26 protein-coding genes and 2 tRNA genes are annotated in these 24,815 nt (G+C 70.6%); 9 read left to right on the forward strand and 19 right to left on the reverse strand.

The window, feature by feature from the left end; genetic code table 11:
• Positions 1-11 precede the first annotated feature (11 nt).
• From BJK06_RS02560 to BJK06_RS02575, 4 genes are all read right to left on the reverse strand, one after another.
• Complete coding sequence (locus BJK06_RS02560; protein WP_070416573.1) at positions 12-641, reverse strand: ATP-dependent Clp protease proteolytic subunit; 630 nt, start codon at positions 639-641, stop codon at positions 12-14.
• A gap of 168 nt (positions 642-809) precedes the next feature.
• Positions 810-2,117, reverse strand: a complete 1,308-nt coding sequence (gene tig, locus BJK06_RS02565; RefSeq protein WP_070416574.1) for a trigger factor — start codon at positions 2,115-2,117, stop codon at positions 810-812.
• Between the two features lie 36 nt (positions 2,118-2,153).
• Positions 2,154-2,230, reverse strand: a tRNA-Pro gene (locus BJK06_RS02570).
• A 58-nt stretch (positions 2,231-2,288) separates the two neighbouring features.
• Positions 2,289-2,615 (reverse strand): hypothetical protein, encoded by a 327-nt coding sequence (locus BJK06_RS02575; protein WP_156794737.1) that lies wholly within the window; start codon positions 2,613-2,615, stop codon positions 2,289-2,291.
• A 54-nt stretch (positions 2,616-2,669) separates the two neighbouring features.
• Between BJK06_RS02575 and BJK06_RS02580 the strand changes: the two genes are divergently transcribed.
• The 3 genes from BJK06_RS02580 to BJK06_RS02590 all read left to right on the forward strand — a co-directional run bounded on the left by BJK06_RS02580 (position 2,670) and on the right by BJK06_RS02590 (position 3,679).
• Positions 2,670-2,743 (forward strand) — tRNA-Gly (locus BJK06_RS02580).
• Between the two features lie 112 nt (positions 2,744-2,855).
• The gene (locus BJK06_RS02585) at positions 2,856-3,446 is read left to right on the forward strand and encodes a transcriptional regulator (protein WP_070416576.1); all 591 of its coding nucleotides are present in this window, start codon (positions 2,856-2,858) and stop codon (positions 3,444-3,446) included.
• Entirely contained in the window at positions 3,443-3,679 is a 237-nt protein-coding gene (locus BJK06_RS02590; RefSeq protein WP_070416577.1) for a hypothetical protein, read from the forward strand. Before BJK06_RS02585 ends, BJK06_RS02590 begins: the two co-directional genes overlap by 4 nt.
• Positions 3,680-3,715: 36 nt before the next feature.
• Here the strand turns inward: BJK06_RS02590 and BJK06_RS02595 are convergent, their stop codons facing one another.
• The 9 genes from BJK06_RS02595 to BJK06_RS02635 all read right to left on the reverse strand — a co-directional run bounded on the left by BJK06_RS02595 (position 3,716) and on the right by BJK06_RS02635 (position 14,135).
• A complete protein-coding gene (locus BJK06_RS02595; RefSeq protein WP_070416578.1) occupies positions 3,716-4,048 on the reverse strand; it encodes a hypothetical protein in 333 nt (110 codons plus the stop codon).
• A gap of 331 nt (positions 4,049-4,379) precedes the next feature.
• A complete protein-coding gene (locus tag BJK06_RS02600) occupies positions 4,380-4,670 on the reverse strand; it encodes a DUF1905 domain-containing protein (RefSeq protein ID WP_070416579.1) in 291 nt (96 codons plus the stop codon).
• A gap of 168 nt (positions 4,671-4,838) precedes the next feature.
• Positions 4,839-5,330 carry a hypothetical protein gene (locus BJK06_RS02605; protein ID WP_070416580.1) on the reverse strand — a complete coding sequence of 164 codons (492 nt, stop codon included), beginning with the start codon at positions 5,328-5,330 and terminating at the stop codon, positions 4,839-4,841.
• Between the two features lie 209 nt (positions 5,331-5,539).
• Positions 5,540-6,454: an endo-beta-N-acetylglucosaminidase H gene (locus tag BJK06_RS02610; protein WP_070416581.1), complete on the reverse strand. Its 915-nt coding sequence runs from the start codon at positions 6,452-6,454 to the stop codon at positions 5,540-5,542.
• A gap of 28 nt (positions 6,455-6,482) precedes the next feature.
• Positions 6,483-9,491: a glycoside hydrolase family 38 C-terminal domain-containing protein gene (locus tag BJK06_RS02615; protein ID WP_070416582.1), complete on the reverse strand. Its 3,009-nt coding sequence runs from the start codon at positions 9,489-9,491 to the stop codon at positions 6,483-6,485.
• Positions 9,492-9,593: 102 nt separating this feature from the next.
• Positions 9,594-10,979, reverse strand: coding sequence for a cellulase family glycosylhydrolase (locus tag BJK06_RS02620; protein WP_070416583.1), 1,386 nt, complete (start codon positions 10,977-10,979; stop codon positions 9,594-9,596).
• The gene (locus BJK06_RS02625) at positions 10,979-11,965 is read right to left on the reverse strand and encodes a carbohydrate ABC transporter permease (RefSeq protein WP_139199164.1); all 987 of its coding nucleotides are present in this window, start codon (positions 11,963-11,965) and stop codon (positions 10,979-10,981) included. Before BJK06_RS02625 ends, BJK06_RS02620 begins: the two co-directional genes overlap by 1 nt.
• Positions 11,962-12,840, reverse strand: coding sequence for a carbohydrate ABC transporter permease (locus BJK06_RS02630; RefSeq protein ID WP_070416584.1), 879 nt, complete (start codon positions 12,838-12,840; stop codon positions 11,962-11,964). The genes BJK06_RS02625 and BJK06_RS02630 overlap by 4 nt, the downstream gene beginning before the upstream one ends.
• Positions 12,840-14,135, reverse strand: a complete 1,296-nt coding sequence (locus BJK06_RS02635; RefSeq protein WP_070416585.1) for a sugar ABC transporter substrate-binding protein — start codon at positions 14,133-14,135, stop codon at positions 12,840-12,842. The genes BJK06_RS02630 and BJK06_RS02635 overlap by 1 nt, the downstream gene beginning before the upstream one ends.
• Before the next feature lie 111 nt (positions 14,136-14,246).
• On the opposite strand from BJK06_RS02635, the gene BJK06_RS02640 reads away from it, so the two are divergent.
• The 3 genes from BJK06_RS02640 (at position 14,247) to BJK06_RS18430 (ending at position 15,962) form a co-directional block, all read left to right on the forward strand.
• Positions 14,247-15,278, forward strand: a complete 1,032-nt coding sequence (locus BJK06_RS02640; RefSeq protein ID WP_083295002.1) for a LacI family DNA-binding transcriptional regulator — start codon at positions 14,247-14,249, stop codon at positions 15,276-15,278.
• Positions 15,279-15,384: 106 nt separating this feature from the next.
• Complete coding sequence (locus BJK06_RS02645; RefSeq protein WP_070416587.1) at positions 15,385-15,708, forward strand: hypothetical protein; 324 nt, start codon at positions 15,385-15,387, stop codon at positions 15,706-15,708.
• 101 nt (positions 15,709-15,809) lie between these two features.
• A complete protein-coding gene (locus BJK06_RS18430; RefSeq protein WP_156794738.1) occupies positions 15,810-15,962 on the forward strand; it encodes a hypothetical protein in 153 nt (50 codons plus the stop codon).
• Positions 15,963-15,997: 35 nt separating this feature from the next.
• Here BJK06_RS18430 and BJK06_RS02650 read toward each other — a convergent pair whose 3' ends face one another.
• From BJK06_RS02650 to BJK06_RS02660, 3 genes are read right to left on the reverse strand one after another with little or no spacing between them, the layout of a single operon-like run.
• On the reverse strand, positions 15,998-16,873 hold the full coding sequence (locus BJK06_RS02650) for a DMT family transporter (protein ID WP_083295003.1): 876 nt from the start codon (positions 16,871-16,873) through the stop codon (positions 15,998-16,000).
• A gap of 10 nt (positions 16,874-16,883) precedes the next feature.
• Positions 16,884-17,546, reverse strand: coding sequence for a response regulator transcription factor (locus BJK06_RS02655; RefSeq protein WP_070416588.1), 663 nt, complete (start codon positions 17,544-17,546; stop codon positions 16,884-16,886).
• Between the two features lie 39 nt (positions 17,547-17,585).
• Positions 17,586-19,097, reverse strand: a complete 1,512-nt coding sequence (locus BJK06_RS02660) for a sensor histidine kinase (RefSeq protein WP_070416589.1) — start codon at positions 19,095-19,097, stop codon at positions 17,586-17,588.
• Positions 19,098-19,192: 95 nt separating this feature from the next.
• Here BJK06_RS02660 and BJK06_RS02665 point away from each other — a divergent pair, with 95 nt between their 5' ends.
• Entirely contained in the window at positions 19,193-19,771 is a 579-nt protein-coding gene (locus BJK06_RS02665) for a hypothetical protein (protein WP_070416590.1), read from the forward strand.
• Between the two features lie 18 nt (positions 19,772-19,789).
• Here BJK06_RS02665 and BJK06_RS02670 read toward each other — a convergent pair whose 3' ends face one another.
• On the reverse strand, positions 19,790-21,193 hold the full coding sequence (locus tag BJK06_RS02670) for a serine hydrolase (RefSeq protein WP_070416591.1): 1,404 nt from the start codon (positions 21,191-21,193) through the stop codon (positions 19,790-19,792).
• A 34-nt stretch (positions 21,194-21,227) separates the two neighbouring features.
• Here BJK06_RS02670 and BJK06_RS02675 point away from each other — a divergent pair, with 34 nt between their 5' ends.
• Positions 21,228-21,887: an FMN-binding negative transcriptional regulator gene (locus BJK06_RS02675; protein ID WP_070419154.1), complete on the forward strand. Its 660-nt coding sequence runs from the start codon at positions 21,228-21,230 to the stop codon at positions 21,885-21,887.
• Complete coding sequence (locus BJK06_RS02680) at positions 21,884-23,359, forward strand: amidohydrolase (protein ID WP_070416592.1); 1,476 nt, start codon at positions 21,884-21,886, stop codon at positions 23,357-23,359. The genes BJK06_RS02675 and BJK06_RS02680 overlap by 4 nt, the downstream gene beginning before the upstream one ends.
• A 6-nt stretch (positions 23,360-23,365) precedes the next feature.
• On the opposite strand, the gene BJK06_RS02685 is transcribed toward BJK06_RS02680, so the two are convergent.
• Positions 23,366-24,292, reverse strand: coding sequence for an Fpg/Nei family DNA glycosylase (locus tag BJK06_RS02685; protein ID WP_070416593.1), 927 nt, complete (start codon positions 24,290-24,292; stop codon positions 23,366-23,368).
• Positions 24,293-24,311: 19 nt separating this feature from the next.
• A complete protein-coding gene (locus BJK06_RS02690; RefSeq protein ID WP_070416594.1) occupies positions 24,312-24,800 on the reverse strand; it encodes a ribose-5-phosphate isomerase in 489 nt (162 codons plus the stop codon).
• Positions 24,801-24,815: the final 15 nt, after the last annotated feature.

Here is a 24,815-nt window from a genome sequence, read left to right on the forward strand (position 1 = left end):
GGTGGGTGGGGTCAGGACTGGGCGTCGGGCTCGGCCGCGTCGGTGGGGGTCTCGCCGTCGCCGACGGTGCCACCACCGCCGATGACCTCGGTCGACGATGCACGGAGGTGGTCGACGAAGCCGTACTCGAGGGCTTCCTGCGCCGTGAACCAGTTGTCGCGGTCGTTGTCCTTGAGGATCTGCTCGATCGACTTGCCGGTCTGCTCCGCCGTGAGCTCGGCCATCCGCTGCTTCATGTCGAGGATGACCTTCGCCTGCGTCTGGATGTCGGCGGCCGTACCACCGAACCCACCCGACGGCTGGTGCAGGAGCACGCGCGCGTTCGGGGTGATGTAGCGCTTGCCCGGGGTGCCCGACGAGAGCAGGAACTGCCCCATCGAGGCGGCGAGGCCGATGCCCACCGTGACGATGTCGTTCGGCACGAACTGCATCGTGTCGTAGATCGCCATACCGGCGGTGATCGAGCCACCGGGCGAGTTGATGTAGAGGTAGATGTCCTTCTCAGGGTCCTCGGCGGCGAGCATCAGCAGCTTGGCTGCGATCTCGTTCGAGTTGTCGTCGCGGACCTCGGAGCCGAGCCACACGATCCGGTCTCTCAGAAGGCGGTCAAAAACACTGGGGTTCAGTGTCGCTTCGGCCATGGAAAAGCTCCCGTTCAGTTGTCGCTTGTTGTCGAACTTATCGGGTGCAACGCACCACTTCTCGTCTGTTCGCTGTCGGCAATGCGGTGGTGCCGAAATACGGGACGGGAGGCGCGGTGCCAGCTGGCACCGCGCCTCCCGTCCGTCGTGCTGGTGGCGTCGAGATCGTTACTCGGCGTCCTCCGCAGGCGTCTGCGCGACCCCCGCCGTGAAGGCGGAGAGGTCGACGTCGTCACCGTTGGTGTCCTTGACGGTCACCTTGGAGAGGACGGTCGCGACGGCCTTGGAGCGCGCGACCTCGCCGACCATGCCCGGGATCTGCCCGTTCTGGTCGATGACCTTGATGAACTCGCCCGGCTCCATGCCGTACTGCGCAGCGGCCTGGATGAGGTACTGCGTGAGCTCTTCCTGCGAGACCTGGATCTCTTCCTTCTCGGCGATCGAGTCGAGCAGGATCTGCGAGCGGAAGGCCTTCTCGCTGGACTCGGAGACCTCCTTGCGGTGCTCGTCGTCCTCGAGGCGGTTCTCCTGCTCGAGGTGACGGTGCACCTCGTCCTCGATGAGCTGCTCCGAGATCGGGATGTTGACGTCCTCGATGAGCTTCTCGACGAGCTTGTCGCGAGCCGCGGCGCCCTGACCGAAGGTCTTGGACTTCGCGATCTGCTCCTTGAGATCCGCCTTGAGCTCGTCGATCGTGTCGAACTGGCTGGCGATCTGCGCGAACTCGTCGTCGGCCTCGGGGAGCTCGCGCTCCTTGACGGCGGTGACGGTCACGGCGATCTGGGCGATCTCGCCTTCGCGGTCGCCACCGACGAGCTTCGACTCGAAGGTGGTGGACTCGCCGGCGGTGAGGGACTCGAGCGCCTCGTCGATGCCCTCGAGCAGGTCGCCGGAGCCGATCTCGTAGGAGACGCCGGTGGCCGAGTCGACCTCGTCGTCGCCGATGGTGGCGGTGAGGTCGATCTGGGCGAAGTCACCCGTCGTCGCCGGGCGGTCGACCGTGACGAGCGTGCCGAAGCGGGTGCGCAGGTTCTGCAGCTCCTCTTCGATCTCGTCGTCCGAAACCTCGACCGCGTCGACGGTGAGCTCGTACTTGTCGTACTCCGGCAGGTCGAACTCGGGGCGAACGTCCACCTCGAAGGTGAGGACGAGGTCGCCCGTGAAGTCCTTGACGTTCGGGAGCTCGGCGACGTCGGCCTCGGCACGACCGAGGATGCGCAGCTCCTGCTCCTCCACCGCCTGGCGGTAGAAGTTGTCGATGGCGTCGCCGACGGCGTGGTTCAGGACCTCGCCGCGGCCGACGCGCTGGTCGACGATCGCCGGCGGGACCTTGCCCTTGCGGAAGCCGGGGATGTTGATCTGCTCGGCGATGTGCTTGTACGCGTGGTCGATGCTCGGCTTGAGATCTTCCGGCGTCACGTTCACGGTGAGCTTGACGCGGGTGTCGCTCACCTTGTCGACGGTGCTGGTGGCCAAGGGATGTTCTCCTGTTGGTTGACGTTCGTGTGGTCCTGGTCGGGGCGACAGGATTTGAACCTGCGACCTCCCGCTCCCAAAGCGGGCGCTCTACCAAGCTGAGCTACGCCCCGTTTGACTGGGCCAGGGGTGTCCGCGCACGCCGGTGGGGCGCATGCGACGCCGATGAGTCTAGCGGTCCCCGGGCGCGCGGTTCCCGGCAGGTTCGGAGCCGTCGTCGGCGGCGCGTCGCAGGCCCGTCCGCCACCGCACGCCGACGACGACCTGCACGCCGAGCGCGGCCACCGCGAGCAGGATGCCGGCGACGATGCGCCACGCGTGCAGGAGCGCGTGCGCGGGCTGGGTCTGCGGGTCGCCGAACAGCTCCGGCCGCAACGAGAGGACGATCGCGGCGAGGACGACCAGCACGTAGGAGAGCACGCGCGAGCGCTTGATCCGCCGGGCATCCCGGTCGCTCGGCGGGAGCACGACCCGGAACGACACGGTACGTGGTGACATGTCGGTGCTCGTTCGTCCGCTACGATGGTCGGGCTGCGCCTGGTGCGCAGGCGCGGGGATGTAGCTCAATGGTAGAGCCCCAGTCTTCCAAACTGGCCACGCGGGTTCGATTCCCGTCATCCCCTCCACTCCTCGCTCTCGGCCCTTCCGGGCCGTCGATCGGTGTGCAGTGAACCGAATGCAAGGAAACGTTTGCAGCGAACTGTTTGCAAACATCTCTTTGCGGTGTACGGTCGAGCCATGACCGACGAGACCCGCATCCTCGACGTCGCCGCTCTCAAGGCGCTGGCGCACCCACTCCGGGCGCGCCTGCTCGACCTGCTCTCCCAGAACGGCCCCTCGACCGCGACGTCGCTCGGCGCGAAGCTGGGCGAGTCGAGCGGCTCGACGAGCTACCACCTCCGGCAGCTCGAGCGCCACGGGTTCGTGCACGAGCTCCCCGACCGCGGCAACGCCCGCGAGCGCTGGTGGGAACGCACCGCCGGTCGGATCAGCATCGGCAGCCCCGACGAGGGCCCGGCCTCCCCCGCGCAGCAGACGGCGACGCAGCTCGCGAGCCTCGCCGTGATGGACGCCGAGAACGACCTGGTGCGCGAGTGGACCACCCGTGACTCCGACACCGTCCCGGCCGACTGGCGTGGCGTCTCGGGGTCGTCGACCTACGTGGCCCTGACGCCCGACGAGTACGGCGCGATGTGGCGGGACTTCGAGGCCGTCATCGAGCGCTACCGCGCCATCCGCGGGCAGGCCGCCGATCTGCCCGAGGGCGTCCGTCGCGTGTTCGCCCAGGTCCGCAGCGTCCCGATCATCGACGAGGAGCCGACACCGTGACCACCTACCAGCCCCGCACGCTCCCGGTCCCGCCGATCTCGCCGGTCGAGGTCCTGACCAACCGACTCGGCACCGCGCTCGTCCGCTGGAGCCTCCGGCACGCCGAACGCCGTGCCCTCCGAGCCGTCACGGCCCGCGAACGCGCTCTCCGTCGCGCGCTCGGTGAGCAGGCCCCGGCGATCACGAGCACGACGACCGACCTGGTCGCGGCCGAGCTCCGTCGGCGCTGGTGACCCGCCCGGCACAGTTCCCGCGGGATCTCGGGACTGCTAGCGAGCGCCCACCGGCTCCTCTTCGACTTCCTGCCGCAGCATCCGGTAGTGCCGCTCCCATCCGGGCGTACCTCGGCCGGCGGCGTGCAGCGCCGTCCTGACGGCGCCGAGCGCCCGATCGAGCGCACCGAACTCGCCGTCGGCGACGACACCGATCGAGAAGGTGAGGGTGCCGGTCGCGAGGTCGGCGGTCAGGTCCTGATCGTGGACGTCCTCGAGATCGAAGAGCGCTTCGGCGATGACGTCGAAGTCCGTCGGGAGCTCTGCCCGGAAGTCGTCCGATGCTCCGAGCAATGCTGCGCACTCGACGCGTACGAGGTAGTTCGTCATGACGTTCTCCTGTCCCAGCAGTCAGTTCGCGCGAGCCGATACTTCAGATGCACAACGTACCAGGGGTTCGACGGCGTCATGTGGACCGTGTGCAGGTGCACACCACACGGGCAGTACGCCTTGTAGTACTTCCGCCCCTTCACGAAGCGCCACCCGCGCGCTTCGGCGGTGCGCATCACGTGCTCGATCTCCTTCTTGGGATGTCGTGCCCGTTCGACCATCGGCACCTCCCCTCCACTGCCTGCGACGGTAGGGAGCGACGGGGAGGTGCCGAAGGTCGGCGGGAGACGTTGTGGAACTGGTCCGAGACAGCCCACGCTGTGGAGGAGTGTCAGGGACCTGCGAGCTCGAGGGTGATCGCCGGTTCGTCGCCCAGCTCGACACCCGCGCGGCGACGTTCCGCGGCCCGGAGGGGCACGAGGTACCCGCCGTCCTTCGGGAAGAGCGAGGTCGTCCAGGTCACCGACCCGATCGTCACGCGGGCGGGGATCACGCCCCAGCCGTAGGTGAGCATCGGAGCGAGGTCGTGGATCACCTCGGCGGCGTCCGGAGGCACGACGGCGTAGAAGAACGGCGCCGGACCGCGCCACTCGATGACCTCGCCGGTGAACTGGAGCTCCACGTCGCGATCGTACGGCGCGCCGCACGCGGACGGGCGGGTTCTGCCGCGTTCGTGACCGTTCCGGTTCACGATTCCCGGGTTCCGCGAACCAGGACGGTCAACGCGCACGCGTGGAGACCGTTGCAGCGACTGCGGCCAGGACCACCGTGGTGCGGGCCTCTCTTCAGCTCACTCCCGTGACATCCGGACCGTCGCGGTACTCCCGGCGATCGTGACCGGGAAACTGATCTCGCTGTCCTCGTAGGAGAAGTCCTTCGTGGCATCGGTCGATGCGAGCAGGGCCGACTCGGTGGCGGCCTCGTCGCGGGATGAGGTCCAGACGTAGGGCGACGAGTCGTCCGATGGCGGGGTGAAGCTGCCTGCCCAGAACAGGGACGTCGTGTCGCCCCCGTTGGTCACGAAGTTCGCCGTGATCGTGTTCGCGGTGATCGTGGCCGTCATCCAACCGTCAGCACTTGCGGAGTTGTTCTGCTTCCACTCCCCGGCGAGCTCGGGAGGTTTGACCGCCTCTGGCGTCGGGGAAGGTGTCGGGGAGGACGCGCCTGTCGCGCGGACCGCCTCGGGGGTCTTCTCGGACGTCGAGAGGGTCGAACAGCCGGCCAGGAGGACGACGATGGCTCCTGCAGCCGCGACGGCGACGAGCGCCTTCTTCGGGATCATGGTGATGCGGTCTCTCGTTGGTGAGCCTCTGTCGAAGCTTCGGGTTCGCTCACGATAGCGACGCCGCGCGTCCAAACCCGACCGAACCTCCCCTTCTGGGGGCGAGAGATGCGGTGATCCGCAAGGTGCGGGACGGGACGGACGCGCCCCGCGCCTCCTGGACCGTGCCGAGGAGACGCGGGGCGCGAGCCGCCGCACCGGGCGCGACGTCAGTGGTACGTCGCGGCCTGCCCGTAGAGCACCTGCGTCATCGACGACACGTACGACGAGACGTCACCGTCCGGCAGGTTGTACGTCATGAAGACGCCGTACCCGTCGGCCTTCGTGCGCTGTGCGAGCGACACCGCGGTGGACTGCGCCGTGTTCTGGATGTCGACCGCGGCGGCGGACAGCTTCGCCTTCCCGAGGCCCGGGATCGAGGGCGCCGAGTAGGTGCCGTAGTACGGGTTCCAGGCGTAGTCGAGCTTCGAGCCGATGGTGCTGCTCGACGACGAGAGCGACGAGGACGCCGGGCCGATGTCGTAGAACGAGATGAGCTTGCCGGGCATCTGGGCACGGAGCGCGGTGATGAGCCAGCCGATCGACTGCTGGTTCGGCTGCGGCGTGCCGTTCGTGCCGTAGTCCGAGTACTCGTCGTCGAGGTCGACCCCGTCGAGGCCGTACTTCGTGACCGTGGCGGTGACCTGGGACGCGAAGTCCGCGGCGGCGGCCTGGGTCGGGAAGTTGGCGATCCCGGCGCCCTGGTGGTTGCCGAGGATCGACAGCGAGACCTTGATGCCCTTGGCCTGCAGCGGCTTGATCTGCGTCGCCGCGGCGTCGAGCGTCGCCTGCACCTTGTCGTTGTTGTACAGGACGGCCTTCGAGCCGTTCCAGTTGATGTTCGCGGCGAAGATGATCGCCACGTCGAACGCGTTCGCCCCGTTCGCCAGCTGGTAGCGGCCGACGTTCGCGAGCTGGTCGTTGTTGACCTCGACGTACGCGATGCTCGTGGGCCCGGACTTCGTCGCGCTGGTCGCAGACGCGGTCGCTCGCGCCGGGTCAGCCGACGCTGCGGACGGCACGAGTGGTGCCGCCACCATCGCGGCGATGGCCGCCACGATCCCGAACGTCATCCTCTTCTTCATCACATTCCTCCTTGAATGGGTCGGTCGTTCAGTTGTGTGGGAAGCGGAAGGTGCGGACCTCGTAGGCGTCGACGGCGAACGAGGACGCGTCGACGGTCCCGGCCGAGGCCAGTGGCTCCTCGAGCAAGGTGACCTCCGCCCCCGGATCGAACGGGCCGTCGACCACGATCCCGCCGGTCCCCCGCTGCCCGGACGGCTCGTACACCCGCACGACCAGGTCGCCGGACCGGTCGTCGGCGAGCTTGACGCTCGACAGCACGACGTCCCCGGAGACCTGCACGAGCGGGTCGAACCCGTGCCCACCGGTGGTCACCCGTGCAGCGGCGTTCATGACCACGCCGGCCGCCGTCGCCCCGAGCTGGTCGGTGCCGATGACGATCCCGTACCGGTGCGTCTGCACGCCCTGGTCGGTCTCGGGGTCGGGGAACCGCGGTGCCCGCAGCAGCGAGAGCCGCACGGTGGTGGTCACGTGTCCGTCGACGGCGTCGCGCGTGGTGTCGAACCCGTGGATCGAGTCGTTCACGAGGGCGACGCCGAAGCCCGGCTCGGACACGAGCACGTAGCGGTGCATCGAGGTCTCGAACTTCGCGGCCTCCCACGAGGTGTTCGTGTGCGTCACCCGCTTCTGCGCCCCGAACTGCGTCTCGGCGACGGTGTGCTCGGCGCGGACGTCGAGCGGGAACGCGACCTTGAGGAACTTCTCGGTCTCGTGCCAGTCGGTCGTCTGGTCGAACTCCAGCGTGCGGGAGTCCGGCGCGAGCACGAGCTCCTGCCGGACCGTCGAGTCGCCGAACGCCCGCTCGACGACGACGCGCGCGACGCCGTCCGCGTCGACCGAACCGTGCAGCCCGGTGACCGACACGAGGTCCTCGACCCGGTTCCGGTAGTAGCGGTCGACGTCCCACGCGTCCCACATGTTCGGGAAGTCCTGGTGCAGCTGCAGCAGGTTCGCCGCCTGCCCGGGAGCGATCGACTCACGCCCGGTCGCCCGGTCGACGGCGCTCGTCACGAGCCCCTGCGCGTCGACGACGACCCGGACGAGGTCGTTGGCGAGCACGTACCCGCCGTCCTCCTCGGTCAGTGCCACGGCGGTCGGCTCCGGCACGTCGGTCGCCAGGACCGCGCCCTGCGCGGGTGCGCCGGCCTGGAGGAACGGGGCCGGATTCACGACGACGGCCGCGTCCCCGGTACCGGCGAGCGCCGACAGCGCCTGGTCGATGATCGCGGTCAGGGCGCGGTCCGTCTCGGCGTACTTCGCGACCGCTTCGCGGTGCACCCACGCGATCGAGGTCCCCGGCAGGATGTCGTGGAACTGCTGGAGCAGGACCTGCTGCCAGAGCGCGTCGAGCTCGTCGTACGGGTACTCGAACTCGGTCCGGGATGCGGCGGTCGTGGCCCAGAGCTCGGCCTCGATGAGGAGCTGCTCGGAACGGCGGTTGCCCTGCTTCGTGCCGTGCTGGCTGGTCAGGGTCGCACGGTGCAGCTCGAGGTAGAGCTCCCCCACCCACACCGGCGGGTCGGGCAGCTCGGACTTCGCCCGGTCGAAGAACGTGTCCGGGTGCTCCCATCGGACCTTGGCACTCCCCTCGAGGTCGGCGAGGCGCTTCGCCGTGCCGGTCATCTCGCGGGTCGTGCCACCGCCGCCGTCGCCCCAGCCGACCGGCGCGATCGACCCCGAGGCGAGCCGGTTCTCGCGGAACTGCCGGGAGGCCTTCGCGACCTCGCTGCCGGACAACCGCGAGTTGTAGGTGTCCATCGACGGGAAGTGCGAGAACACCCGCGAGCCGTCGATGCCCTCCCAGAGGAAGGTGTGGTGCGGGAACTTGTTCACCTGGTTCCACGAGATCTTCTGCGTGAAGAACCACTCGAAGCCCGCGCGACGCATGAGCTGCGGCAGCGCCGGGGAGTACCCGAAGCTGTCCGGCAGCCAGACCCCCTTCGGCCGGATCCCGAACTCGCGCTCGAAGAACCGCTGCCCCTGCGAGAACTGGCGGACGATGCTCTCGCCCGTCGGCATCACGGTGTCGGACTCGACCCACATACCGCCGATCGGCAGGAAGCGTCCGGCCGCCACGGCGGCCTTGACCCGGGCGTAGACCTCGGGCCGGTGCTCCTTGATCCACGCGTACTGCTGCGCACTCGACATGCCGTACAGGAAGTCGTCGGTCTGGTCGATGAGCTCGGTCATCGTCGAGGTGGTGCGGGCGACCTTGCGGATCGTCTCGCGGACCGGCCAGAGCCAGGCGGAGTCGATGTGCGCGTGCCCGACGGCGGAGATCGTGTGGGCGGAGGCCTCGGCGGGCGCGGCGAGGACGTCCGCGAGGGCCGCTCGGGCCTCGGGGGCGGTCGCGGCGATGTGCTGCAGGTCGAGCCGGTCGAGGGCATCGTCGAGCGCCTGCAGGATCCGCATCCGCCGCGGCCCCTCCGGGAGCTCGGCCTGCAGTTCGAGCAGGACGTCGATGTCGAGCGCGAGTTCGTGCACCTCGGACTCGAAGACGGCGAGGTCCATCCGGCGGCTCGTGTAGAGGCGCGTCGACGACGAGGTCTGGACGTCGCCCTCCTGCGTCGGGAGGAAGGGGTGGTAGTCGAGCAGGACGGGATTCGACGCCGCCTCGACGAAGAGCTCGACGGTCTCGCCGCCGACGGCTTCCTCCGCGACGAGCACCCACTGGTTCCGGGGGTTGATCGACTTCACGGGCGTGCCGTCCGCGCGGTAGACGAGTCCCTCGCACTGGAACCCGGGCATGTTCTTGTCGAAGCCGAGGTCGACGACGGCCTCCACACGGCGGCCGGCCCACTCGTCCGGCACGGTCCCGGTCAGCCGGAACCAGGTCGTCCCCCACGCGGCACCCCACGTCGTCCCCACCTCGTACGGCGTGAACTCGAGCGCGAGCCCGGCCGCGGGCGCGATCGGCTCCCCCGGCAGCTCGTGCCACGCGGTCTCGAGCGGCGTCGCGGTGGCGTGCACCGCCGGCAGGATGCGTTCGTCGAGGACGCGTCGCGCCCGGCCGGTGGTGAGGGGGATGTCGTCGTGCATGGAGACCTTCCTGTCGTGCGGTGGTGCTGGACGTGCGGGGTGTGCGGGGGGTGCGGGGTGTGCGGGGGGTGCGGGGTGTGCGGGGTGTGCGGGGTGTGCGGCTCAGGCCATCGTGGCCGGGTGGGCCACCGACAGGAGCTCGGTGGCGGTGTCCTCGGGGACGTCGACGCACCGGGTGATGCCCCGGGCGGCGAGCAGCGCGTGGCCGTCGACCCGCGAGCGCAGGACCACCTGGGGACCGCGTCCGTCCGGGGCGGCCTCGGCGAGGTCGAGCCAGGCGGCGGCGAACCGGCCTCCCGGCGCGCAGTCGGCCCGGAGCCCGCCACGTGCGGTGCCGTCCGCGAGCACGTCGTCCAGCACGAGGGCGGTGGCCGGCGGCCCGGACACGGCACCGGTCGTGTCGGCCCGGCCGCGGGTGCCGTGCTCGCGGGCGAGGGCGGCGAAGGCCTCCCCCGCCGGCTTCAGCCGACCGTCGTTCGTGAAGAGGCCGAGGTCGTACTCGAGCTCCGGGAAGTCCGCGAGCGACCGCGAGACGTCGTGCGAGCACCACCACGTGACGCCGAGCACGTGCTGCGCGTCGAGCACGTGCCGGATCGTCTGCTCGGTGAACGCGGCGGCGTCGGCGGGGTCGACCACGTTCGTCGGGGCGCCCACCTCCTGCAGCCAGTTCGGGCGCTCCGGGTCGCGGTTCCACGCGCTCGCGAGCTGCAGCAGGTACTCGCCGTGGCGGACCGAGCCGGCCCCGAGTGCGCCGTGCAGGGTCGCCGAGCCGTTGAACACCCACGAGTGCGTGACCGTCGCGTCGCCGTGGTCGGCCGCGTGTTCGGGGCCGAACGGCTGGGCGTCGTCGTACCAGGCCGCGTCGTACTGCGCGACGGTGACCAGGGGCCGTGGACGCGACCCGGTGCCGGGGCGGGCGGGCGGTGCCGAGCCGAGCCGCGCCTCCGGGCCGACCGGACTCGACAGCCCGGCCCGCGCCGCCGCGACCATCGCTGCCGCCCACGCGTGCCCCTGCTCCGCCGTGATGTCGTGCGGTGTCGGGTGCGGCGCGTGCGCGAACTGGTTCACCTCGTTGCCGATGGTGATGCCGAGCAGGTTCGGCTTGTCGGCGACGGACGCGGCGAGCGCCTCGACGTAGGCCGCCGTCGACGCGACCACGTCCGGGTCGGTGAACATGTTGCGGCGGTGCCAGCTCTCGAGCCACGAGGGCACGAAGTCGAAGCTCGACAGGTGCCCCTGCAACGCGTCGACGTTGACGTCGAGCCCGAACGAGCCCGCGATGTCGACGACCGTCGCGACGTCCCGGAGCGCCGACTGCCGGATGAGCGTCCGGTTCGGCTGCACGACCGGCCAGAGCGGGAAGATCCGCACGTGGTCCGCGCCGAGCGACGCGATCTGCTCCATGTCCCGCGCCGTGTCCGACGGCGAGAAGTCGAGCCACGAGTGGAACCAGCCGACCGAGGGGGTGTGGTTGACGCCGAAGCGCATCAGCCCTTCACCCCGCCCTCTTCGACGCCCTTGAAGAAGAACCGCTGCAGGATCGCGAAGATCACCGCGATCGGGATGAACGCGATCATCGTGCCTGCGGCGATCATGCGCTGGTCGGTCGCGAACGTGCCCTGCAGGTACTGCAGCCCGACGGTCAGCGTCAGCTTGTCCGGCGACTGCAGCACGATGAGCGGCCAGAGGAAGTCGTCCCACGCGCCGATGAACGAGAAGATCGCGATGACGGCGATGGTCCCCTGCACGGCGGGCAGCGAGATGTACCGGAGCCGCTGCAGGGCGTTCGCGCCGTCCATCACGGCTGCCTGGTCGATCTCCTCGGGGATCTGCCGGAACGCGTTGAACATGAGCAGGACGTTGAGCGCCGCGATCATGCCGGGCAGGGCGACGCCGACGAGCGAGTCGGCGAGGCCGAGGTCCTTCACGGTGACGAACTGGGAGATGATCGTCGCCTCGCCGGGGAGCACCAGGGTGGCCAGGAAGAGCCCGAGCACGGCCTTGCGGAAGCGCCACTGCAGCCGGGCGAGCGCGAAGCCCGCGAGGGTCGCGAACACGATGTTGCCGAGCACGTCGATCGCGGCGACGACGAGGGAGTTGCCGATGTACCCGAACACGGGGATCGCCTCGCCCACCCGCAGGTAGTTGCCGAAGGTCGGCTGCGTGGGGATGAAGGACGGGTTCGCCGTGTAGATGTCCTCCCCCGTGCCCTTCAGCGAGGTCGACAGCTGCCAGAGGAACGGCCCGATCGTGATGAAGAGCACCACGACGAGCAGGACGTAGCGGAGCACCTTCTCGCGGGTGGACATGACGCCCCACGCGGCGCGGCGCCGCTTGCGTCCGTTGCGTCCGTTGCGCCCGTTCGGTCGGGAGGCGCGGCTCCCGTCGGTCGCGCCGGTCACGTCCGGCGCGGGTGCGGCCGCGCCGGCGGCGCCCCCGAGGACGGGTTCGGTGGTCGAGGTCGTGTTGGTCACTTGTCCGCCTTGCTGTTCATCCGGGCGAGGGCGAGCATCGGGATGAGCGTCACGACGAAGAGCAGGAGGCTCAGGGCGGACGCGTAGCCGAGGTTGCCGGTGAAGCCGCGGGCGTACTGCTGGATGAGCATGACGAGCGAGTTGTCCTGCCCGCCCGGTCCGCCGGTGCCGTTGGTGAGGATGTAGAGCTCGCTGAACACCCGGAGCGCGCTCACGCACACGAGGATGCCGACGAGGGTCATGGTCCCCCGGACGCCGGGCATGGTCACGGACCAGAACCGGCGGACGGAGCCGGCGCCGTCGAGGGCCGCGGCTTCGTGCAGGTCCTTGCCGACGTTCCCGAGGGCCGCCAGGAAGATGATCATGTAGTACCCGAGGCCCTTCCAGACCGTCAGGCTGATCGCGCTGAAGACGAGCAGCCACCTGTCCGTGAGGAACGGGATGGAGCTCTGCACGATCCCGAGGGACTGCGCCATCTCGTTGATGACCCCGCGGTCGTCGAGGATCCAGTTCCAGATGAGCCCGACGACGACGGCACTGGCGATCACCGGCGTGTAGTACGCGGTCCGGAAGAACGCGATGCCGGGGAGCTTCCGCTCGACGAGCACCGCCATGAGCAGCGGGAGCACCGTCAGCAGCGGCAGGCACACCGCCATGTAGATGACGCTGTTGAGGAGCGCCTCCCACACCTGCGGGTCGGCGAGCAGCGTCTCGAAGTTCTTGAGGCCCACCCACTGGCTCACGCCCCCGAGCGGGCTGGCGTTCGTGAACGACAGCCGGACGGTGTTGATCGACGGCCAGAGACTGAACGCGAGCAACCAGACGAGTGCCGGCAGGACGAGCAGCCAGGGCGTGAACCAGCGGTTGGCGCGCATCAGCTGTTCGCCAGCAGGCTGTTCATCTTGGTCTGCGCGGTCTGCAGCGCCTGCTTCGGCGTCGTGCCGCCCTTCATCGCCAGCGCGATCTGCTGGTCGAGGAAGTCGGTCATCGCCGAGTTCGCCTCGACCGGGTTGAGGTTCTTCGCCGTCTTCAGGGCGTCGTTGGCGAGCACGCGGGCCTTGGCCTCGACAGTGCCGTCGTCCTTCGAGAAGTACGGGTCGGACTGCGAGGAGGTGGTCGACGGGAAGATGTTGACCAGGTGCGCGAAGGCCTCCTGGTTCTTCGCGTTCGTCATGAAGGCGGCGAGCGCCTCGGCCGTGGCGATGTGCTTGCTCTTCGCGCTGACGCTGAGGCCCTGCACGTAGAGCGGCGGGTTGTCGAGGGCCGACGACACGACGATGTTGCCCTTGAGCGACGGGTTGTTCTTCTCGAAGTCGCTGATCGCGGTGGCGCCACCGGTGGTCCAGGCGACCTTGCCCTGCGTGAACAGCGTGGAGTTGCCGAGGTAGTCGGTGTTCAGGACGGACGAGGGCATCAGGCCCTCCTTGTAGGCCTTCGCGTACTTCGCGATGAGGTCGGCCGCCTTCGACGAGTTCGCGAAGGTGAACTTCGTGCCCTGGTCGTTGATGATCTTGACGCCGGCGAGCGAGAAGTCCGACAGGCCGGGCTTGCGGCTCATCAGGTAGTCGTCCGGGCACTTCTGGTGCATGGTCTCGGCCTGCGCGAACAGCTCGTCGGTCGTCTTCGGCGGGTTCGCCGGGTCGAGGCCGCACTGCTCGAACATCGTCTTGTTCCAGTAGTCGACGTCGGTGTTGAGGTACCACGGGTAGCCGAAGGTGCCGTCGACGCCCTTGTAGTTGTAGGCAGCGAGCGCGCCCTCGACGTAGGTGCTCGAGAGCTTCGAGTCGTCCTTCGCGACGTCCTGCAGGAAGCCGCGCTTGGCGAGGGGCAGGGCGATGTCCGGCGGCAGGTTGACCACGTCAGGCAGGGAGTTCGACGACGCCTGGCTGAGGACCTTGTCGGCGTAGCCGTCGCCGGGCTGGTCGACGAGCTTCACCTTCGCGTCCGGGTACTTCGCCTCGAAGTCCTTGATCACGCCGTTGAGGTAGTCCGTGTAGGTCGGGGTCAGCGCCCAGGTCTGCAGGGTGATCGATCCGTCGACCTTGCCGCTCCCGCCGCCGCTGCCGGCGCTGCTGCCGCTCGAGCACGCGGTCAGCGCGAGGGCCGTGACGGCCGCTCCGGCGAGGATCGCGAGGGCGCGTCCCGTCGTCCTGCGTGTGGTGTTCTTCATCGCTCGTGACTCCTTCGTCGTGGTGCGCGTCGTGCTGAATCGGTTCAGTCCCCGTCACCGATCCGTGTGAATGGAGCGATGATTTCCGACTAAAGCGTTATAGTCAACCCCGTGGCCCAGAACCGTCGCACGACGATCGCCGACATCGCCGCACGAGCCGGCGTGTCCATCAGCGCGGTCTCGTTCGCGCTCAACGACCGCCCCGGCGTGTCCGACGAGACCCGCGCGCGGGTGCAGGCCATCGCCCGCGAACTCGACTGGCAGCCGCACACCGCCGCACGGGCCCTGGGCGGTGCGAAGGCCGGGTCGATCGGCTTCGTGCTGAACCGGCCGGCCCGGACGCTCGGCACCGAGTCGTTCTTCGGCGACCTCATCTCGGGCATCCAGCTCGGGCTCGCCGGCAGTCACGTCGGCATGAACCTCCTTGTCGCGCGGGACGCCGCCGAGGAGCTCCAGACCTACCGGGACTGGTGGCGCGGACACCGGGTCGACGGCGTGATCGTGATCGACCCCCGCCGCGACGACGACCGGCTCACGCTGCTCGCCGAGCTCGGGATGCCCACCGTCGTCGTCGGGTCGCACCCCTCGGCCGAGCCCGCGGCACCGACGGTCTGGATCGACGACTCCGACGCGACCGACACCGTGCTGCGGTACCTGCACGCGCTCGGGCACCGGCGGATCGCGCACGTCGCCGGACGACCGGAGTTCGAGCACACGGCGATGCGGATCGACCGTCTCCGCGAGTTCACCGCGGCCGAGGGGCTCGAGGACGCCGTGTCGATCCCGACCGACTACTCCGCCGAGGCCGGGGCGAGCGCGACCAGGTCCCTGCTCTCCCGGAGCGTCCGCCCCACCGCGATCGTGTACGACAACGACGTGCTCGCGGTCGCCGGGCTGGGCGTGGCGAGCGAGATGGGCGTTCGCGTGCCGGGCGACGTCTCGATCGTGTCGTTCGACGACTCGGCGATGGTCCGGCTCGTGCGGCCGTCGATCACCTCGCTCACGCGTGACACGGTCGAGCTCGGGCAGCGGGCAGCGACGCTCCTGCGCGAGCAGATCGACGCCGGCTCGCCGCTGCCGTCGCGCCCGGGGCCGTCGCTGACGCTCAGCGTGCGGGAGTCGACCGGCCGCGTGCACCCCTGACCCCTCCGACCCGCCGGCCCCGTCGACACGCCGATCCCGGGCGCCGCGTGCGCACGGGCAGCGCGGCCGACTTGACGCCGGTTCGAACACACGTTCGAATACTCTCGTGGGACGGCGTCGCGAGAACCGGTGGCAGCCCCCGGAACACCCGGAGGTCGAGCGTCCGCGCGCCTACTCCCTCTCCGAGGACGCCCGCGGTCCGGACGTCTGCCACGCCGTCACCCCCGTGCCGGTCTGGGCGTGGATCCAGTTCCCCACGTTCCACGTCCGCGTGAAGGCCTTCGCGAAGAGCTGGACCCGCGACGCCGTCCTCGTCGAGTGGGCACAGTTCGGGCAGCAGGCGAACGCGTGGGTGTGGCGGTCCGCGGTGAAGCACCGCACCCTGCGTGCCGACGCGGCGCGGCGCAGTCCGCAGAACGCACCACGTTGACTTCCCCCGACATCGCGAGGATCGTTTACGGAACACCGGTACAGCAAGTAACTCACTGATCGAGACATTCGGTCCGAGTGCTGACGCTGGGAGGAGGCACCATGAAGAAGAGCGAGGTGCCGTCCTGGGTCGCCCACGTGCTCACCCCGCCCGAGGTCATCGCGGCCTACGTCGAACGACGGGTCAACGACCCGGCGTTGCTGACGGGTGAACACACGGAACCCACGTACGCGGACTTCCTCCGCGACGAGTAGACGGTCTTCCCGGAGGCGCGGCACACGTTCCGGACTCACGGAACGGGATCCGCGCCTCCCGTTCGACCGCCCCGACCACGACGCGCGGACAGCGTCACGCCCACGCTCGCGGCGGTGACGCACGCGAGGGCGACGACTTCGAGCAGCGCGAGCGCTTCGTGCAGGATCAGCAGGCCCGCGAGGGCCGCGATCGCCGGCCCGAGGCTCTGCAGGACACCGAAGACACGGGTCGGCATCCGCCGGAGCGCGAGCATCTCGAGCGCGTAGGGCAGGACGCTCGACAGCACGGCGACGCCGCCGAACACGAGGAGGAGCACCGGTTCACGGACGACCCCGTCGACCGCCGACCGGAGCCCGAACGGCAGCGACACGAGCATCGCGACGAGCATCGACACGGCGAGCCCGTCCACGCCGGGGATCGCGGCGCCCACGTGCCGGTTCATGACGATGTAGCCCGCCCAGCACACCGCGGCGAGGACAGCGAACACGACTCCGCCGACCGCGGTCACCGCCGCCGGACCGACCCCGAGCAGCACGACCCCGGTGAGCGCCAGCACCGCCCAGAGCACGTCGCGCCACCGCCGGGTGTGCACGAGGGAGAGGGCGAGCGGGCCGAGGAACTCGATCGTCACCGCGACCCCGATCGGGATGCTCGCGAACGCCACGTAGATGAAGACGTTCATGCCGCCGAGCGCCAGCCCGAGACCGATCGCACCGAGCCACTGCTGCCGGGTCCAGTGCCGGACGCGCGGCCGGACCACGAGCGCGAGGACGACGGCCCCGATGACGAGCCGCAGTGTGGCGGCACCGACCGAGCCGACCTCGTCGAACCGGGTCTTCGCGATCGCGGCGCCGAGCTGCACGGACACCATCGCCGCGAGGGCGAGGAGCGGCGCCGGGACGCGGTTCACCGGTGCGCCGTCACCCGAGGTAGGCGAGCACGGCGAGGACCCGGCGGTGGTCCTCGCCCGTGTCCTCGAGCGCGAGCTTGCCGAAGATGCTCGAGACGTGCTTCTCGACCGCGCCGGTGCCGATCACGAGCGCGCGGGCGATCGCGGCGTTGGTGCGGCCCTCGGCCATCAGCCCGAGGACGTCGCGCTCGCGCGGCGTGAGCGCTGCGAGCGGGTCACGGCGGCGGCTCATGAGCTGGGTGACGACCTCGGGGTCGAGGACGGTGCCGCCGGCGGCGATGCGGCGGACGGCGTCGTCGATCTCCTCGAGCCGGGTGACGCGGTCCTTGAGCAGGTAGCCGATGCCGGTCGCGCCCGCCGCGAGGACGTCCTCGGCGTAGGTGGCCTCGACGTACTGGGACAGCAGGAGCACGCCGGTGCGCGGAGCCCGGCGCCGGGTCTCGACGGCTGCGCGGACGCCCTCGTCGGTGAAGGTCGGCGGCATCCGCACGTCCATCACCACGACGTCGGGGGCACCGTCGGGGAGCGTCGCGAGGAAGGAGTCGGCGTCGGCGTACTGCCCGATGACGTCGATGCCCGCTTCGTCGAGCACGCGCGAGAGTCCTTCGCGCAGGAGCACGGCGTCGTCGACGACGACGGCCCGGATGCGTGCTGCATCCGGGCCGTCGCTCATGCCGACCAGCCTAGTGGGAGCGCGGACGCTCCCGGGGGCTCACGAGCGCGTCGTGGGCACGCCGTTCAGGGCGCCGAGCGGGATCCGTGCCGTCGCCTCGGTCGGACCGCCCTCGGGGCTCGAGACCGTCAGCTCGCCGTCGAGGGCGCGCATCCGGCCCATCAGCCCCTCGATGCCGTGCCCCTCCTGCGGGCGGGCCCCACCGCGGCCGTCGTCGGTGACGCTGACCGTGAGGTACCAGAGTCCGGAAGCGTCGACCACGAGTCCGAGGTACACCCCGGCGGTCGAGGCACCGGCGTGCTTCGTGGTGTTCGTCAGCAGCTCGCTCACCGTGAAGTACACGTTGCGCTGGATCTCGGTCGCGAGCTCGAGCCCGTCGGGCAGGCGGACGTCGAGGCCGACGGGGATGGGGGTCCGGGCGACGAGGGCCTCGAGCGCGGCGACGAGCCCGCGGTCGAGCAGGATGGGCGGTGCGAACCCGCGGGAGAGTGCACGCAGTTCGTCGAGGGCGTCCTGGGCGTGCTCCGACGCCTCGCCGATGAGCTGCTTCGCCTTCACCGGGTCCTTGTCGAAGGCGCGCTCGGCCGCGGACAGGTCCATGCGCAGGCGGACGAGTCGCTGCTGCGGGCCGTCGTGCAGGTCGCGCTCGATCTGGCGGAGTGCCTGGCCCTCGGCGGTGACGGCGCCGGCACGGGAGGCCTGGAGCCCGGCGACCCGACGCTCGAGCTGCTCCGCACGGAACCCGCCGAGCAGACCGAAGTCGATCCAGAAGTGCGCGATCACGGAACCGCGGGCCCACAGCGGGAAGAGCACCACCGAGGCGGCCATCGACAGGAGTCCGAGGAACCCGAAGCCCACGACGGACGTCATGTCCCACCCGAAGTACTGCGCGCTCATGCCGTTCACGAACGCGACCCCGGCGAGGCCGATCGGCCAGAGGAAACCGGCGAGGAGCAGTGCGCCGGCACCCACCGTGCAGAGCGCCGCGATCGGGTACACGACCGCCGCGTGCAGCAGGTACAGCCAGTAGTGCGGGTTGGCGACGGCCGAGCCCGTGCGCGTCCACCAGTTCTGCTGCCACCGGGGCGTCCAGTCGACCGGTCGGATCGGGCGGCTGTCGGCCCACCCGATGCGGAGTTTCTCGAACTGTCCGAGCCACCGCGCGACGAACAGCGCGATGAAGAACATCAGCAGGACGAACGGGTTGAAGAGGTCGCGGAAGCCGCCGCCGAAGATCGCCGCGGGGAACGCGGCGTAGAGCGTGCAGAGCAGCACCGCCGTGAGGGCCATGTAGCCGAAGTCGCGGGGCAGGCGCTTCCACGCCTCGCGGTAGAACGCACCGGCGGTCATGCCCGTGCCCGATCCGGACCCACCGGGCGAGGTCGGGTGTGCCGGCGGGACGCTCGGGCCCTGGCCGCTCGCGGGCGGCGTCGAGGACCACGTCGGGGGCGTCTGGTTCGGCTGTGCGGGCATCGGTTCGGTGGCTCCTGGCGGGACGGAGTCGTGCAGCGGGACGGTCTCGGCCTGATCGAGGCGGGCGGTGTCGGTCATGACACCAAGCCTCGCGATCACCGGCTCGATCCCCCATCCTGCCCCCTCCCGAACCGGAGGTGGGGTTATCCCCCGCACCGGCGTACCGTGTGGCCATGGGGAACACCACGGGGGTCCGGGTCGTCTCGGCGGCTGCCACGGTCGCAGCACTCGTCTTCGGGGTCGAGGGGCTCAGCGACGCGTCGGGGGTCCTCGCCTTCGGACCACCGGCACTGCGGCTCGTCGCCACGGTGGTGGCGGGTGTCTGCGGAGCGGTCGTGCTCGTGGCCGCGCTGCGGTCCCGTGACCGCCGTGCCGTCGCGCTCGGGGTCGCCGTGCTCGCGTTCGCCCTGGCCTGGGCCGTCCCCGGGCCGATCGGCGACGGGCTGTACTGGATCGCCCGGGCGGCGCTCGTGGCGTTCGGCGTGCTGACCGTCCGTGGTCTGCGTGGACCGCAGCGCGTGCTCGGCTGGGTCGTGACGATCGCCGCGGCGGTGTGGTTCGTCGTGTCCGTCCTGACGCAGACGGTCCCGCCGCCCTCCACCGCGCAGGAGGTCCTCGTCGTGGTGTACGCGATCCCGAGTCTGCTGCAGGCGGTCGCGTTCCTCGCGGCGGCCGTCCTCGTCGCGGTGCCCCTGCTCCGCCCGGTCGGCACCGGCGCGGGGTCGCTCTGGTCCTCCGCCGAGGTCCGCTGACCCGGACCGGTCCCCCGCTCAGACCAGACCCGCGGCGACCTCCGGCGTCTCCTCCGGGATCGCCCACGGCTCCGACGTCATGCCGCCGCCGGCCCGGATCGACAGCACGGAGCCGTCGGCGTCGCGGCGGTACGTCACGTCCTCGTCGATCGACCCGAACCGGTTGCCGTGGGTCATCCGGAGCGTGTCCGCGTCGACGACCTCGAGCCGCGTCGGGGTGACGAGCGGCTCGGGTGCGGACGGGTCGACCTCGACGAGCCGGTCACCGATCCGGGCGATGTCGCTCACACCCCAGGGGTTCGCGAACCGGCCGGTGAACGTGCTCGTGTCGACGTCGGCCGGCACCGGGGTGCCCGGGGCGTCCGCGTCGGCCGCTGCGTCGAGGAACTGCACGATGGCGGTGGCGATGAGCGTCGCGGGGCCGGCCGCCGCGCTCGTCAGCACGGAGACGACGAGCCCGGACGCGGGGTCGAACAGCGACTGCGTGATGTGCCCGGGGAACCCGCCGGAGTGGCCGCGGACCTCTCGCCCGCCGATCCGGTCGACGATGAACCCGGCGCCGTACCCGCGGGCCGCCGGGTCCTCCGTGGCGCTCCACGCCTTCCGCTGGGCGAGCCGCTTCGAGTGGTCGTCGAGCAGGGTGCCGTGGCCGATGACGTGCTGCGAGAAGTACCGGACGAGGTCGGACGCCGTGCCGTGGAACCCCGTCGCCGCAGCCATCGCTCGCGTGTCGACGTGTTCGAGGCGGTGCCGGGTGCGCGCGGTGTGGACCCCGGAGTAGCCGACCACGAAGTCGTCCGCGCGGGCGGGGTCCCAGTCGGGACCGGTGTTCCGCAGCCCCAACGGCTCGGTGATCGACTCGCGGACGAAGTCGCCGTAGGACTGCCCGGAGACCGCCGCGATGACGAGTCCGAGCAGCGAGTACCCGAGGTTCGAGTAGTTGAACGACGAGCCTGCGGGGACCTTCTGGCCCCGGTCGAGGACGAGCGCGAGGAGCTCCTGTTCGTCCGGGAAGGGGCGCAGCTGCGACCAGTAGTCGCCGTCGTGGCCGTCCCGGATGACCCCGGCGCCCATCTCCATGAGCTCGCGGAGGGTCGCGTCGGCGAGGGGCGAGCCGCCGTCGACGAGTGCGGGGACGTACGTGCCGACCGTATCGTCGAGCCGGAGTGAGCCCCGCTCGGCGAGCTGCAGGAGCGCGGTCGCGGTGAAGGTCTTCGAGTGCGAGGCGATGCGGAACAGGTCCGTCGTCCTGAGGCGCCGGCCGGCCTCGACGTCGGCGTAGCCCCAGGCCTCGTCGAGGAGGACCTCGTCGTCGTAGCCGATCGCGACCTGCACGCCGGGGATCCGGAGTTGCCACACCTTGTACGCGATCCACTCGCGGACGTAGGGCAGGACGGTCTCGTACGCAGCGCGGTTCGACATGCCCTCCACCCTCGCATGTGCCACGCTGGCGGGCATGCGACACACACCGCACTTCCTGATGACCGACGTCGACGAGGTGCGACGCCTCATCGGGGGCAACCCGTGGGCGACGATCGTCTCGCACACCGAGGCCGGGCTGGTCGCGTCGCACTACCCGTTCCTGCTCGAGACGCCCGCCCCGGGCGGCGCTGCCGACCCCGACGAGCTCGTCCTGGTGTCGCACGTCGGCCGCCCGGACGAGGTGGCCCACGAACTCGGTCGACACGAGGTGCTCGTCGTGTTCCAGGGCCCGCACGGCTACGTCTCGCCCGCCTGGTACCCGCCGGAGCAGTTCGTGCCGACCTGGAACCACGTGACGGCGCACTGCTGGGGCACGCCGGAGATCCTGTCCGACGAGGAGAACTTCCGCGTCCTCGGCGAACTCGTCGACCACTTCGAGCGGGTGATGCCCGAGCCGGTCTCCCTCGAGGTCGACGAGGAGACGGCACGCCGGATGGCGAAGGGCACCGTCGGGATCCGCATCCGCGTCAGCCGGTTCGACGCCCGCGCGAAGCTCTCCCAGAACAAGGCACCGGAGGTGGTGGACCGGATCGTCGCGGGGCTGCGCGGCGACGGTCCGTACGCCTCGCCGGCACTCGCCGACGAGATGGAGCGCGCCCACGCGGCACGCGCGGCGGCCCAGGAGGCGCGGTGAAGGAGATCCTGCTCCGCACCGTCCGACGGGTGGGCACGTCCGGCGCCCCGTCCGACGTCCGGATCGTCGACGGGCTGGTCACCGCGATCGCGCCGGCCGGCACGCTCGACCCCACGGACGCCGACACCGACGTCGTCGAGACGGCCGGCGCCTGGCTCGGTCCCGGGCTCGTCGACCACCACGTGCACTTCGACCAGTGGGCCCTCGTCCGCCGTCGCGTCGACGTGTCGGCCTGCGACTCGGCGGAGGCGACCGCCGACCTGCTGGCGGAGGTGGCACGCACCGGGGTGGCGGACCGCGTCCTGATCGGCCACGGCTACCGCGACGGGATGTGGCCCCGCCCTACACGACGTGCGCTGCTCGACCGGATCGAGCCGCGCCTCCCGATCGTCGTCATCAGCGGTGACCTGCACGCCGTCTGGTGCAACGCCGCTGCGCTGGAGCACTTCTCCGGCATCGTCGGCCGCCCGCTCGTCGCCGGCGACGACGGGGTGCTCCGCGAGCAGGACGCGTTCGACGTGACCGGCGCGCTCTCCCGCGTGCCGGACGAGGTGCTCGACGGCTTCGTCGCCGACGCCGTCGAGGCGTCCGCCGCCCGCGGCGTGACCCGGGTGACCGACCTCGAGATGAGCTTCGGACTCGACCGCTGGACCCGCCGTGTGCAGGCCGGCACGGACGGCCTTCGCGTCGACTCGGGGGTCTACCCGGCCGACCTCGACGCCGCGATCCGTCGGGGACTCCGCACCGGCGACGTGGTCGAGGGCACCCGCGGGCTCGTCCGGACGGGCCCGTTCAAGGTGATCACCGACGGCTCGCTCGGCACCCGGACGGCGGCGACGGCCTCCGGCGACGGCGTGCTCGTGTGGTCGTTCGACGACCTCGTGGCGATGGTCCGTCGGGCGGTCGACGCCGGACTCGTCCCCGCGGTGCACGCGATCGGCGACCGGGCGAACACCCTCGCGCTCGACGTCTTCGAGGCGGTGGGCGCACGCGGCACGATCGAGCACGCGCAGTTGCTGGCGGACACCGACCTGGAGCGGTTCGCACGGCTCGGGGTGGCCGCGTCGGTGCAGCCCGAGCACGCGATGGACGACCGCGACATCGCCGACCGCTACTGGGCCGGGATGACCGAGCGGGCGTTCCCGTTCGCGTCCCTCGACCGTGCCGGTGCCCGGCTGCTGCTCGGCTCGGACGCGCCGGTCGCGCCGCTCGACCCGTGGGTGTCGATGGCCGCGGCCGTCGGACGCGACCGGGACGGCCGCGAGCCGTGGCACCCGGCCGAACGCCTCGGCGTGCTGACGGCCTGGCGCGGGTCGACCGAGGGCGGTCGGGTCGGGGTGGCCGTCGGCGACGTCGCGGACCTCGTGCTGCTCGAGGCGGACCCGCTCGCGGCGACCGGGTCCGGGCCGCTCCGGCGAGTACGGGTGCTGGCGACCGCGATCGCCGGACGGTTCACGTACCGCGACGTGTGACCGGCGCTACTTCTGGTCCTTCGGGCACCAGTAGAGCTTGCGGCCGGCCATGTCGGCCATCCGGATCTCGGTGCCGCACACCCGGCAGGGTTCGCCCTGACGGTGGTACACCCAGTGCCGGTCCTTCCGGGACCGGACGGCCTTCGCGTGCTCGCTCTTCGACAGGCCGTCCATGGTCAGCATGAGGCCGTCGCGGACGCCCTCGTGCAGGAGCTTCGACCAGTCGTGCCAGAGCGCCTTCGCCTGCTTGACGGTGAGCTGTTTGCCCGGCTTGTAGGGGTCGATGCGCTGCCGGAACAGCAGCTCGGCGCGGTAGATGTTGCCGATGCCGCTCACGACGGCCTGGTCCATGAGCAGCTGCCCGATCGCGACGTTCCGCTTCCGGACGTTGTCGACGAAGGTCTTCTCGGCCTCGGGGCCGTCATCGTTGATCGGGTCCGGGCCGAGCTTGTCGAGCGCCTTCTGCACGCCGGCCGGGTCCTCGACGACGCACGCCGTCGGGCCGCGCAGGTCGGCGACGGTGTCCTCGGTGAGCAGCCGCACGCGCACCTGTCCGACGGGGTCCGGCGGGAACGCCTCGATCGGGTCCTCGACCTTCTCCTGCTCGGCCATCCGGTAGCGGGCGAGACGGGGAGCGCCGATCGACGTCAGGGACTCCTCACCGTCGTCGTCCGACAGCGCCCCGGCGGTGGAGAGGTCCCCCGCGAAGTCCCACGCCCCGTAGAGGCCGAGGTGGACGCGGAGGAACCGGTCGCCCTCGAACTCGAGGAACATCTGCTTGCCGACGGCCCGGGCAGCGACCATGCGCGTGCCGTCGAGCTGGGCGGCACCGGCGGCGAACCGTCCCTGCGGACTCGACACCTCGCAGCGTTTGCCGACGAAGTGCCGGGTGAACTGGTTGGCGATGCGGTGGACGGAGTGACCCTCGGGCATTGCTCTTGTCTACTCGGCCTTACTGGTCGATCTGCTTGCCGGCGATCAGGCCGGTGGTCTCGTACTCGGCGAGCTGCGCGATGCGGCGGGCGTGACGCTCCTCGCCCGAGAACGGCTCGGCGATGAACAGGTCGACGAACCGGATCGCTTCGTCCTCGGTGTGCTGGCGGGCGCCGATCGAGATGACGTTGGCGTCGTTGTGCTGGCGGGCGAGGAGCGCGGTGGACTCGTTCCACACGAGCGCGGCGCGGACGCCCTCGACCTTGTTCGCGGCGATCTGCTCGCCGTTGCCGGATCCCCCGAACACGACACCGAGCGCCTGGACGCCCGCACGCTGGTCCTGCACCACGGCGTGCGCGGCGTTGATGCAGAACGAGGGGTAGTCGTCGAGCGCGTCGTACTCGGTCGGACCGTGGTCCACCACCTCGTGCCCGGCCTCCGTCAGGTGGGTGGCGAGGGTCTTGTTGAACTCGAGGCCGGCGTGGTCCGTTCCGAGGTGGATGCGCATGGGATCGATCCTATT

This window comes from Curtobacterium sp. BH-2-1-1, assembly GCF_001806325.1.
Lineage (GTDB): Bacteria > Actinomycetota > Actinomycetes > Actinomycetales > Microbacteriaceae > Curtobacterium.

Coding starts and splice junctions, on each gene's coding strand:
- BJK06_RS02560 (WP_070416573.1), bottom strand. CDS start 641: ATGGCCGAAGCGACACTGAACCCCAGTGTTTTTGACCGCCTTCTGAGA.
- BJK06_RS02575 (WP_156794737.1), bottom strand. CDS start 2,615: ATGTCACCACGTACCGTGTCGTTCCGGGTCGTGCTCCCGCCGAGCGAC.
- BJK06_RS02585 (WP_070416576.1), top strand. CDS start 2,856: ATGACCGACGAGACCCGCATCCTCGACGTCGCCGCTCTCAAGGCGCTG.
- BJK06_RS02595 (WP_070416578.1), bottom strand. CDS start 4,048: ATGACGAACTACCTCGTACGCGTCGAGTGCGCAGCATTGCTCGGAGCA.
- BJK06_RS02605 (WP_070416580.1), bottom strand. CDS start 5,330: ATGATCCCGAAGAAGGCGCTCGTCGCCGTCGCGGCTGCAGGAGCCATC.
- BJK06_RS02610 (WP_070416581.1), bottom strand. CDS start 6,454: ATGAAGAAGAGGATGACGTTCGGGATCGTGGCGGCCATCGCCGCGATG.
- BJK06_RS02615 (WP_070416582.1), bottom strand. CDS start 9,491: ATGCACGACGACATCCCCCTCACCACCGGCCGGGCGCGACGCGTCCTC.
- BJK06_RS02620 (WP_070416583.1), bottom strand. CDS start 10,979: ATGCGCTTCGGCGTCAACCACACCCCCTCGGTCGGCTGGTTCCACTCG.
- BJK06_RS02630 (WP_070416584.1), bottom strand. CDS start 12,840: ATGCGCGCCAACCGCTGGTTCACGCCCTGGCTGCTCGTCCTGCCGGCA.
- BJK06_RS02635 (WP_070416585.1), bottom strand. CDS start 14,135: ATGAAGAACACCACACGCAGGACGACGGGACGCGCCCTCGCGATCCTC.
- BJK06_RS18430 (WP_156794738.1), top strand. CDS start 15,810: ATGAAGAAGAGCGAGGTGCCGTCCTGGGTCGCCCACGTGCTCACCCCG.
- BJK06_RS02655 (WP_070416588.1), bottom strand. CDS start 17,546: ATGAGCGACGGCCCGGATGCAGCACGCATCCGGGCCGTCGTCGTCGAC.
- BJK06_RS02660 (WP_070416589.1), bottom strand. CDS start 19,097: ATGACCGACACCGCCCGCCTCGATCAGGCCGAGACCGTCCCGCTGCAC.
- BJK06_RS02665 (WP_070416590.1), top strand. CDS start 19,193: ATGGGGAACACCACGGGGGTCCGGGTCGTCTCGGCGGCTGCCACGGTC.
- BJK06_RS02670 (WP_070416591.1), bottom strand. CDS start 21,193: ATGTCGAACCGCGCTGCGTACGAGACCGTCCTGCCCTACGTCCGCGAG.
- BJK06_RS02675 (WP_070419154.1), top strand. CDS start 21,228: ATGCGACACACACCGCACTTCCTGATGACCGACGTCGACGAGGTGCGA.
- BJK06_RS02685 (WP_070416593.1), bottom strand. CDS start 24,292: ATGCCCGAGGGTCACTCCGTCCACCGCATCGCCAACCAGTTCACCCGG.
- BJK06_RS02690 (WP_070416594.1), bottom strand. CDS start 24,800: ATGCGCATCCACCTCGGAACGGACCACGCCGGCCTCGAGTTCAACAAG.